Origin of the sequence: Methylobacterium sp. J-077, assembly GCF_022829365.1 — a bacterium.
In the GTDB taxonomy this organism is placed as follows: Bacteria; Pseudomonadota; Alphaproteobacteria; order Rhizobiales; family Beijerinckiaceae; genus Methylobacterium.
The window spans coordinates 1-10,584 of the sequence record NZ_JAKSYJ010000073.1; the positions used below are offsets into that span (position 1 = coordinate 1).

Genomic DNA, 10,584 nt, shown 5'->3' on the forward strand with positions numbered 1-10,584 from the left:
CGCCTGCGCGAGGTCGTAGGCGGCCAGCGCCCGGCTGCCGATGATGTCGAGCGGGTAGTGGACGCCGAGCACGATGCGGTCATTGGCGTAATCGGCGGCGCGGGCGAGCATGCTCTGGTATTGCTGCGGCACCAGCATCGCCAGCAAGTAACTGCTGGTATAGGCGACCGTGGTGTGGCCGCTTGGGAAGGACGGGCTGGTCGCGAGGTCGTTCGGCTGCGTCCCGTCATAAGCGGTCAGGCGGTTCGGCACCACCTGGATCGGCCGCGAGGAGCCGTAGACGTCCTGGCCGGGTTGGGTGTTGGTCACCCCGTAGGCGAGGTCGTAGACGCTGCTGGTGGTGTTGGGCAGGCCGTTGGCTCTGGGCAGCGCGTAACCCGCCGGCCCCACCGCAAGGACCGGCACGTAATTGGCGGGGGTCACGGTCGGGTTGCTGACGGCGCCGTTGGCGAAATAATGCTTCCCGGCGCTCGCGCCGCCGATATTGAGGGCGAGCGCATCGCTGAGCAGGCTGAAGGTCGCCGCGAGCGGCCCGCTCGTGGCCGTGCTCGCCCGGATCCCGGTCTGGTAGATCGGCCCGAGGACCGGACCGAGGCCGCCCACCGGCTGATACGGCTGCACCCGGCTCCCGTCCGGGATCGCCTGGAGCGGCAGGCCGCCCGCGAAGCTGCCGGCGAGGCCGACCCGGATGATCGTGCCATCCGCCAGGACCGTCGTGATCCCGGCCGAGGCCGGCTCCGTCCGGTCGCTGACCGCGAGCTGCTGCCGGGCGGGGGAGGCGTTCTGGTTCAGCGCGATCGTCTGCGCCAGGTTAAGCTGCAGCGTCTGCTGGCCGATCGTCGTGCCGTTCAAGGACAGGAACGGCGCCAGCAGGTTCAACACGTTGGCGTTGGCGGGCGTGGTATTCGCCGTCTGCGCCTGAACCCCCGGACCGAACGCCGCGACCATCAACGCCGCGATCGAGACCCCATGCCCCAGTTTCATGATCCGCCCCTGCAATCCGGCCCACCCGGCCCGCGACCGCAGATCTAACGAAGCTCAAGAAGGGTGCATCGTCATAATCCAGTCACACATTCAGCCTGTTACGCAATGTAAATCGTCAGCAACACTTTGTTACGCCAGCTTATTTTGCGAAAAATCTTCGATTTGTTTTAGACTATACGCTCCACATTCTGCATTTATCCGAAAACGACAGGGCTCGCGGATACCGCCCTGATCCTGGACTGGAAATCCCGGCCGCACGCACGACGCCTCCCGCAGGAGGCAGCGGAGCGGGCAAGCCTCTCGGGGAGCACCGTGCGGCCGGCGGATTCCATCTCTCGGCGCCGTGGACGAATCGCCGAAGCGCTCCAGCCCGGGGCGGGGCCGACATGTCTCACTCCGGCAGGGCGAACACCGTGAGCTGGCCGCCGGGCGCCGTGTATTGCGACAGGGCCGCGTAGCCGCCGACCGCGCCCGAGCCATCGGCCGGGTCGGTCAGCCCGGCGGCGAGCCCGATGCCTGCCCAGCCGCCGATCCCGGAGAGCACCGCCACGAATTGCCGGCCGCCATATTGATAGGTGGTGACGTTGCCGACGATGCCGGACGGGGTCTTGAACCGGTAGAGCTCGTGCCCGTCCCGGGCATCGACCGCCTTCAGATACCCTTCGAGCGTGCCGTAGAAGACGACGTTGCCCGCGGTGGCGAGCGCCCCGGACCAGACCGAGAACGCTTCCGGGATCGTCCAGGCGATTTTCCCCCCGGCCCCGTCCCAGGCGATGAACGCGCCGGTCCGGTCGGAGCCCTCGGGCGGGTGCAGGGTCAGCGTCGCGCCGACATAGGGCTGGCCCGGCGTGTAGGTGACCCGGAATGCCTCGTAATCCATGCACATGTGGTTGGTCGGCACGTAGAACAGCCGCGTCGCCGGCGAGTAGGCGGCGGGCTGCTGGTTCTTGGCGCCGAGCGCCCCGGGGCAGATGTTCTTGGTGATTTCTTCCTCGTCGGCCTCGCCCGGGGCGTAGCGCTTGTCGATCACCGGCCGGCCGTAGCCCGGAGAGGCGCGATCCAGGTCGATCCGGCTCGCCCAGTTCACGCTGGGGTCGAACTTGTCCGCCACCAGCACCTCGCCGGTGGCGCGGTCGATTGTGTAGCCGAAGCCGTTGCGGTCGAAATGGGTCAGCACCCGGCGCGGGCGTCCGTCGATCACCTGCTCGGTCAGGATCATCTCGTTGACCCCGTCATAGTCCCACTGGTCGTGGGGGGTCATCTGGTAGACCCAGCGCGCCATCCCGGTGTCGGGGTCGCGGGCGATGACCGCCATCGTCCAGCGGTTGTCGCCGGGGCGCTGGGCCGGGTTCCAGGTCGCGGGGTTGCCGGTCCCGTAATAGACGAGGTTCAACTCCGGATCGTAGGAGAACCAGCCCCAGCTGCAGCCGCCGCCGATCGTCCACTGGTCGCCTTCCCAGCTCTTGAGCGAGGAATTCCGGCCGATCGGACGCCCGAGGGCGGTGGTCTTCTCGGGATCGACCAGCATGTCGGCATCCGGTCCGGTGGCGTAGGCGCGCCACAGGCGCTTGCCGCTCGCCTGGTCGTACGCGGTGACGTGGCAGCGAGCGCCGTACTCCCCCCCGGCGATGCCGACGATGAGCTTGCCATGGACTGGCAAGACCGTGGCGGTGTTGGTCTCGCCCCGGGCCGGATCGCCGTTCTTCACCGACCACAGGACCCGGCCGGTCTCGGGATCCAGGGCGACGACCGTGGTGTCGGCGAGCTGCAGGAACAGCCGGCCCTCCGCGTAGGCGAGGCCGCGGGAGACCGTGTCGCAGCACATGACCGCGATCACGCCCCCATCCTGGCGTGGGGCGTAGCGCCAGAGGATCTTGCCGTCGTGGTCGAGGTCGAGGGCGTAGACCAGGTTCGGGAACGGGGTGTGCACGAACATCCGGTGCCCGACCACGATCGGCGCGCCCTCGTGCCCGCGCAGCAAGCCGGTGGAGAAGGTCCAGGCGACCTTGAGGCGCCCGACATTGCCGGCATCGATCTGGGCGAGGTCGGAATAGCGGGTGTTGGCGTAGTCGAGGGTCTGGAGGACGGGCGGCTGTTCCGCGGCCGCCGCTGCGACGAGGCCGGCGAGCGTCAGGGCCGCCAGGATCGGGACGCGCATGCTCGGACCCCACTCGCCGCCGCCCGGCGCGGCGGCGCCGGTCTCATACACCGAGAGCCCGCATCGCCCGCCCGGATTGCCGCTGCGGCCAAGCGTCCGGGTCTCACATGCTCTCTTTGACGATCTCCTCGGCCTGCGGGTCCGGCTCGTGGCCGGCCTCACGCAGCAGCGGCACCACCGCGGCCGCGTCCCGGGCGACGCTGTAGCTGAGGTCCAGCCCCTCGCGGATGAAGCCGTGGCCGCGCATGTGCGCGAACAGGGCGAGCAGGGGCGCCCAGAAATCGGCCACCGAGACCAGCACCACCGGCTTCCGGTGCTGCCCGAGCTGCGCCCAGGTGAGCTGCTCGACCAGCTCCTCCAGGGTGCCGATGCCGCCCGGCAGGGTCACGAAGGCGTCCGAGCGCTCGAACATCAGGCGCTTGCGGGTGTGCATGTCGGGCACCACCACGGTCTCCTGCACGGCGTCGAGCATGTGCTCGCGCGCCTGGAGGAAGTCCGGAATGATGCCGGTGACGTGCCCCCCGGCCGCCAGCGCGGCGCGGGCCACGGTGCCCATCAGGCCGACATCGCCGCCGCCGTAGACGAGGCCCATCCCGGCCTGCGCGATCGCCGTGCCGAGGGTCTCGGCGGCGGCGCGAAACGCCGGGTCTCCGCCGAAGCCGGAGCCGCAATAGACACAGACTGTCCTCACCGGGGCCATCCGGCGCCCTCCATCACGCAACCGTTGCGAGCCGTCGAAAAAGAGCCCCGTGCCCGGCGCTCCACGCGCCAAACTGCTGAATTCGCGTGGGATTCACCCGCCGAAGCGGCGGGACGGCTTGGTGTCGGGACCATGTACGGTATTATGGGCGCCGCAGTCGACGGTTTTCGAGCGGGCAGGCGGCCCATTCGCCGGGCGGCTGGAACAGATCAAGGAGGCCTTCGTGGCGATGTCGAGACAGGTGCGGCGCAGTCTCGCCCTGGCGCTCGCCGGCCTCCTCGGCGGCCTCGGCCTCGTGCTGGCCCTGTTCGGCGGCGAATCCTTGAGACGGATGATCGACCGGCACGAGCCGGAGCCCCCCGCCGCCACGGCCCCCGCGCCGCATGGCAGCCTGGCGGAGCCCGGGGCGACGGCGCAATCCGGCGCGCCAGCGATCGATTTTCGCGACGACAAGACGGGGCAGGCCAAGCCGGATGCAGCCAAGCCCGGCGAGACCCGATCCGCCGCACGCCCCGCGGCCGACCCGGCACCGGGCGCAGCCCTGTCGGCCGGCATCGGCGGCCCCGAGGGCAAGCCGGCCGAGCCCGACGCCGCCGCGGTGCCGCGCTTCGACATCGTCCGGGTCGAGCCCAACGGCGACGCGGTGGTGGCCGGGCGCGGCGCGCCGGAGGCCGTGATCGAGATGCTGGTCGACGGCAAGCCCGTGGCCCGGGCGACCGCCGACGCGAACGGGCAGTTCGCCCTGGTGCCGCCGGCGCTGCCCGCGGGCTCCAGCGCCCTGCGGCTGCGCATGACCACCAAGGACGGGCACGCCGCCGACTCGCGCCAGAGCGTGGCGGTCGACGTGGCCCCGAACCGCGACCGCCAGCCCCTGGTGGCGCTGACCGCCCCGGACGCCGCCACCGTCGTGCTGTCGCAGCCGGGCGCCCCCGAGCCGGCCGCGGGGACAGGCGCCCAGCAGGCGAAGACGGCGCCCCCCGGGAAACCCGCGGTCGCGGCCACCGGCAAGGCGCAGGCCGCTCAGATCGTCAGCGTCGACGTGCAAGAGAGCGGCCGGCTGTTCGTCACCGCGACCGGCACGCCGGGCGCGAAGCTGCGGCTCTATCTCAACGACACGCTGATCGCCCCGGGCAGCGTCGGGCCGGACGGCCGGGCGAGCTTCACCATCGGGCGGGGGATCAAGCCGGGCCAGTACCAGGTCCGGATCGACCAGATCGATCCGCGCACCGGCAAGGTCGCCGCCCGGGCCGAGGTGCCGCTCGCGGTGCCCGAGCCGACCCGCATCGCCGCCGGCGAGGGGGCGGGGCGCGGGCCCGCCGACAAGCCCACCCTCGGGGGCGGCCCGGGGACAGCCCGTCCGCGGGCGGAAAACCCCAGCTCGGCGGAGATGCCCTCCGCCCTCAGCCAAAACCCCGCCGAGGCGCGCGGCCCGGCCCGGGCCGGCGCGGTGTTCGTGCCCGAGATCACCACGGCCAAGATCAGCCGGGGCGACAATCTCTGGCGGATCAGCCAGCGCACCTATGGCCGCGGCGAGCGCTACACCGTGATCTACGACGCCAACCAGGACCAGATCCGCGACCCGGACCGGATCTACCCGGGCCAGATCTTCATCCTGCCGACCGACAAGCGGGGCTGAGCCCCGCTCACTCCACGACCTGATCGTCCTCCGACACCGCCAGCCGCCGCAGGCTCCGGAGCGCCTCGGCAAGGTCCTCCCGCGACGGGGTCGCCAGGGCGAGGCGGACCGCGTTCGGGGCGTGGCCCGGATTCACTGCGAAGGCTGGGGCCGGCAGCAGGGCGATGCCCCTGCGTAAGGACGCGGCGGCGAAAGCTTCCGCCCGCCAGGTCTCGGGCAATTCGAGCCAGAGGTGGTAGGCGCGGGGATCGCCGACCACCGTAAGTCCCGCCAGGATGTCCCGGGCCAGGGCTTGGCGGGATGCCGCGTCCCGGCGCTTGGCCTCCGCGAGCGTCGCCGCCGAGCCGCCGGACATCCAGTGCAGGCCGGCCGCGAGCGACAGGCCGAGCGCCGTCCAGGCGCCCTGGCGCACCGAGGCCGCGAGCCGGTCGGTGAGGTGCGGCGGGCTGGCGATGATCCCGATCGTGAGGGCCGGCATCACCCGCTTCGACAGGCTATCGATCAGGATCGTCCGGTCCGGCGCCAGGCTGGCGATCGGCTGGGTGTCGGCCAGGAAGCCGTAGACGGCATCCTCGATCGCAATGAGCCCCGTCCGTTCGAGCACGCGGGCGATGTCGGCGCGCCGCGCCGGCCCCATGGTCGTGCCGAGCGGATTCTGCAGCGTCGGCTGGAGATAGACGCCGCTCAGCGGGGTCGCGCGGTGGGCCTGGAGGATCGCGTCGGGGCGCACGCCTTCGGCATCCATGGCCAGCGGCACCAGGGTGATCCCGAGCCGGGACGCGATGCCCCGCACCGCCGGATAGGTCAGCGGCTCGCATCCGATCCGCTCGCCGGGCGCCGCCAGGGCCGCGAGGGCGGCCGCGAGCGCCTGCCGGCCGTTGCCGGTGAACAGGATGTCGGCGGGTTCGGGTGCGTAGCCGTCCCGGGCGAGGAACCCGGCCGCCACGGCGCGCGCCCGGGGCGTGCCGTCCGGGCCGTACTGGCTGAAGCCGATCTCGGCGCCGCTGCGCGCCAGGGCCGCCAGGGTCTCGGTCAGCACGGCCTCCTGCTCCGGCAGCCGGGAATGGGTCCGCTGCAGGTCGAGGGCCGCCGGGGGCGGCTCCGGTTGCAGGATCACGGCCCGGCCCGGCTCGGAGCGGACGAAGGTGCCGCGGCCGACCTCGCCGGTCACGAGCCCGCGCCGGCCCAATTCGGCATAGACGCGGCTCGCCGTCGAGACCGCGATGCCTCGGGCATAGGCGAAATCCCGCTGCGGCGGCAGCCGGTCACCCGGGCGCAGCGTGCCCGCGGCGATCTCGGTCGCGACCGCGTCGGCGACGTCCCGGTAATCGGTAGCCCGCATCATTGCTCCGAGTGCAATGTTTCGATTGATCCGAGATCTCTATCGGTTCAATCCTGGCGCCGCAATCCCGGCCGGACTGCTCCCGTCACCGGAATCTCCGCCATGTCGATCATCACATCGCCGTCCGCCATCACGCCGACGCGGCCCACGAACCGGCCGTCCAGGCCATCCCTGCTGGGTCTGTGGCTGCAGCGCATCCGGACCCGGAGGTTGCTCGCCGCCCTGCATCCGGACCAGCTGCGGGATGCCGGCATCGAGCCCTGGCACCTGCGCCACGAGATCCGAAAGCCGTTCTGGAGAGGATGACCGGCCCTGCGGCCGCCGCGGGTGCCCCGTTCGTCCGACGGACCTATATGCGGGGAGAAGATTGTTCCTCCCGCACAGAATCCCGCATGACCGACGACACCGCGCCCCCGGCCGGGTCCACACCCCAGGCTGGGCGCCCTTCGGCCGAGCGCCCCGGGCTGCTCGCCACCTATCGACGGCTGTGGCCGCATCTGTGGCCGCACGACCGGCCCGACCTGCAGAGCCGGGTGTTCCTGGCCTTCGGGCTGCTGCTCGCCGCCAAGCTCGTGACCATGGTGACGCCGTTCACCTTCAAGTGGATCACCGACGCGCTGGTCGCCGCCATCGGCGGCAAGGATGCGCCGCTGCCGACGGGCCTGTTCGCCGCCCCGATGCTGCTGATCGCCCTCTACGGCGTCTCGCGGATCGCCATGTCGGCGCTGACCCAGGTGCGCGACGGGCTGTTCGCCAAGGTGGCGATGCACGCGGTGCGCCGCCTGGCGCTGCGGACCTTCGAGCACATGCACCGCCTGTCCCTGCGCTTCCATCTGGAGCGAAAGACCGGCGGTCTGACCCGGGTGCTGGAGCGCGGCCGCTCGGGCATCGAGGAATTGTCGCGCCTGATGGTGCTGACCCTGGTGCCGACCATCGTCGAGTTCGCCCTGGTGCTGGGCGTGCTGGCCTACGAGTTCGACTGGCGCTACGCGCTGGTCGCGTTCCTCACGGTCGGGGCCTATCTCGGCTTCACCTACAAGGCGACCGAGTGGCGGATCGCCATCCGCCGCAGGATGAATGCTTCGGACACGGACGCCAATACCAAAGCCGTGGACTCGCTGCTCAATTACGAAACCGTCAAATACTTCGGCGCCGAGCGGTGGGAGGCGGCCCGCTACGACGTCTCGATGGCCAAATACGAAAAAGCCTCGACCCAGACCTACGTCTCGCTGGCTGTGCTCAACGCCGGCCAGGCGGTGATCTTCACCATCGGCATGACGATCGTGATGTGGCTCGCCGCCCGGGACATCCTGGCCGGGCGCACGACGATCGGCGGCTTCGTGCTCGCCAACACCCTGCTGGTGCAGCTGTCGATGCCCCTGAACTTCATGGGCATGATCTACCGCGAGATCAAACAGGCGCTGATCGACATCGACGACATGTTCCGCATCCTTGGGCAGAACCCCGAGATCGCCGACCGGCCCGGCGCCGCACCGTTAGCGGTGGCGGGCGAAACGGTGCGGTTCGAGGATGTGCGCTTCGCCTACACCCCGGAGCGGCCGATCCTGCGCGGCGTCTCGTTCGAGATCCGGGCCGGGCAGACCGTGGCGGTGGTGGGCCCCTCGGGGGCCGGCAAGTCGACCCTGTCGCGGCTGCTGTTCCGGTTCTACGAGCCGTCGGCCGGCCGGATCAGCATCGACGGCCAGGACATCGCCGCGGTGACCCAGGAATCCCTGCGCGCCGCGATCGGCATGGTCCCGCAGGACACGGTGCTGTTCAACGACACGATCGGCTACAACATCCGCTACGGCCGCGCCGACGCCACCGACACGGAGCTGCGCGAGGCGGCCCAGCTCGCCCAGATCGACCGGTTCGTCTCCGGCCTGCCCGAGGGCTACGACACCCCGGTGGGCGAGCGCGGGCTGAAGCTCTCGGGCGGCGAGAAGCAGCGGGTGGCGATCGCCCGCACCATCCTCAAGGCGCCGCCGATCCTGGTCCTCGACGAGGCGACCTCGGCGCTCGACTCCTTTACCGAGGCCGAGATCCAGTCTGCGCTGGACCGGGTCAGCCGCGGCCGCACCACCCTGGTGATCGCCCACCGGCTGTCCACGGTGGTCAACGCCGACGCGATCCTGGTGCTCGACCACGGCCGCATCGCCGAGCGCGGCACCCATGCCGAGCTGCTGGAGGCGGGCGGCATCTACGCGGCGCTCTGGGACCGCCAGCGCGAGGCCGACGCGGCGCTTGAGGTGCTCCAGCGCGCCGACGCGCCGGTGCTGCCGATCCGGGTCGGGCGCGGGGCGGTGCCGGCGACGGAACCGGCGGAGTAGGGGCACCCAAGCCTAGGTGATTGCGCCTATCTCCGGGACCGAACCTTTACCCCGAGCAAATCCTCGAAGGGCAGCACCATCGCGCCCTTGTCCCGGTCGCCGTGGCCCTGGCGCAGAGCGGTCTGGTAGGTCGCGGTGGCCGCCGCCGTCACCGGCATGGGATAGCCGCCCTCGGCCGAGATCGCTGCGGCAGCGACGAGGTCCTTGTAGGCCGCGCCCATCGGATAGCCCTCGTCGAAGCGGCCCTGGACGATGCGCGGCACGAAGTATTGCGACGCGTAGCTCCGGCTGGTGCCGGTGGTCACGACCTGCGCGATCTGGTCCGGGTCGAGCCCCATGGCGACCGCCATCGGCAGCACCTCGGCCAAGGCCGCGATGTTGATGTCGTAGAGCACGTTGTTGATCGTCTTGGTGAGTTGGCCGGAGCCCACCGGCCCCATATGCAGGACGCTGGTGCCGATCCGCCCCAGCAGCGGCCGGACCGCCGCGACACTCTCCGGGTCGCCGCCGCACATTACCGTGAGCGTCCCGGCCTCGGCGCCGGCCGGCGCCCCGGAGACCGGGGCGTCGACGAAATTCCGCCCGGTCGCCGCCACGGCGCGGCCGAGGGCGAGCGCCTCGGCATGGGCGATGGTGCTGAGATCGACCACGATCGCCCCGGGCGCCAGCCGCTCGACGAGGCGGTCCGGGCCGAACAGCGCCGCCTCGACCACGTCGCCGTTCGGCAGGCACAGGAACAGCACCTCGGCGGCGTCGAGCACGGCCGCGTCAGCCGTCGCGATGAGGCCCGGCCCGTCGAGCCCGGCGAGGCGGGCCGGGTCGGCATCCACCGCCACGAGGGTCTCGGAGCCGGACTCACGCTTGGCCGCGAGGTTGCGGGCGATGGGGCGCCCCATCGCGCCGAGGCCGAGGATGGCGAGTTTCTTCACCGGACGGCTCCCCCCATTGCAGCCTCGGACCGGGCCAGCGGCATTATTTGGGACGGCCCAACCCACCCCATGCCGTCATTGCGAGCGCAGCGAAGCAACCCAGTGCAATGCGCGATCCCCAAAAGTCGCGTGTCCCTAGGTTGCTTCGCTGCGCTCGCAATGACGGTGAAGGCCGCCGTCAGCCGTTCGAGGCGACCTGTATCGGCCGTATCAGGAGGCGCCGCAATCGCGGATGGCAAACCTCCACCCCTTGACAATGTTCCTATTTTGTGCTCATTAGCCGTCACCTGTCCTTCGGTGCCTCGGGAGCGATCCCGGGGCACTCCTCGGGGGTCCGTTCGTTGGCTGACCGGCGGGCTCGGAGGCCGGGGCGATGCCCGCGTCGGTCGCTCTCAGCCGCCATCGCCCCGGGCGGCGAACCGATGAAGGGCGATGCTCGGAGACGGGCGTGAGTTCGAGCGGCCGTTGGCGCGCCGGGGGCGCCAAACCCGCGCGCGCGCCTATC

At 71.1% G+C, this 10,584-nt stretch carries 8 protein-coding genes; 3 read left to right on the forward strand and 5 right to left on the reverse strand.

Features of this window, described 5'->3' with window-relative positions:
• From MKL11_RS04535 to MKL11_RS04545, 3 genes are all read right to left on the reverse strand, one after another.
• A partial coding sequence (locus MKL11_RS04535) for a phosphatase PAP2 family protein (RefSeq protein WP_243940675.1) occupies positions 1-984 on the reverse strand: 984 nt, incomplete at its 3' end.
• Positions 985-1,375: 391 nt separating this feature from the next.
• Positions 1,376-3,142 (reverse strand): methanol/ethanol family PQQ-dependent dehydrogenase, encoded by a 1,767-nt coding sequence (locus tag MKL11_RS04540; protein ID WP_243940687.1) that lies wholly within the window; start codon positions 3,140-3,142, stop codon positions 1,376-1,378.
• A gap of 103 nt (positions 3,143-3,245) precedes the next feature.
• Entirely contained in the window at positions 3,246-3,842 is a 597-nt protein-coding gene (locus MKL11_RS04545) for a TIGR00730 family Rossman fold protein (protein ID WP_243940678.1), read from the reverse strand.
• Positions 3,843-4,071: 229 nt separating this feature from the next.
• On the opposite strand from MKL11_RS04545, the gene MKL11_RS04550 reads away from it, so the two are divergent.
• Positions 4,072-5,478 (forward strand): LysM peptidoglycan-binding domain-containing protein, encoded by a 1,407-nt coding sequence (locus tag MKL11_RS04550; RefSeq protein WP_243940689.1) that lies wholly within the window; start codon positions 4,072-4,074, stop codon positions 5,476-5,478.
• 7 nt (positions 5,479-5,485) lie between these two features.
• Here MKL11_RS04550 and MKL11_RS04555 read toward each other — a convergent pair whose 3' ends face one another.
• A complete protein-coding gene (locus tag MKL11_RS04555) occupies positions 5,486-6,820 on the reverse strand; it encodes a PLP-dependent aminotransferase family protein (RefSeq protein WP_243940691.1) in 1,335 nt (444 codons plus the stop codon).
• A 102-nt stretch (positions 6,821-6,922) separates the two neighbouring features.
• On the opposite strand from MKL11_RS04555, the gene MKL11_RS04560 reads away from it, so the two are divergent.
• Positions 6,923-7,126, forward strand: coding sequence for a DUF1127 domain-containing protein (locus MKL11_RS04560; protein ID WP_243940681.1), 204 nt, complete (start codon positions 6,923-6,925; stop codon positions 7,124-7,126).
• A gap of 86 nt (positions 7,127-7,212) precedes the next feature.
• Complete coding sequence (locus MKL11_RS04565) at positions 7,213-9,150, forward strand: ABCB family ABC transporter ATP-binding protein/permease (protein WP_243940683.1); 1,938 nt, start codon at positions 7,213-7,215, stop codon at positions 9,148-9,150.
• Between the two features lie 26 nt (positions 9,151-9,176).
• Here the strand turns inward: MKL11_RS04565 and MKL11_RS33370 are convergent, their stop codons facing one another.
• Entirely contained in the window at positions 9,177-10,079 is a 903-nt protein-coding gene (locus MKL11_RS33370) for an NAD(P)-dependent oxidoreductase (protein WP_243940685.1), read from the reverse strand.
• Positions 10,080-10,584: the final 505 nt, after the last annotated feature.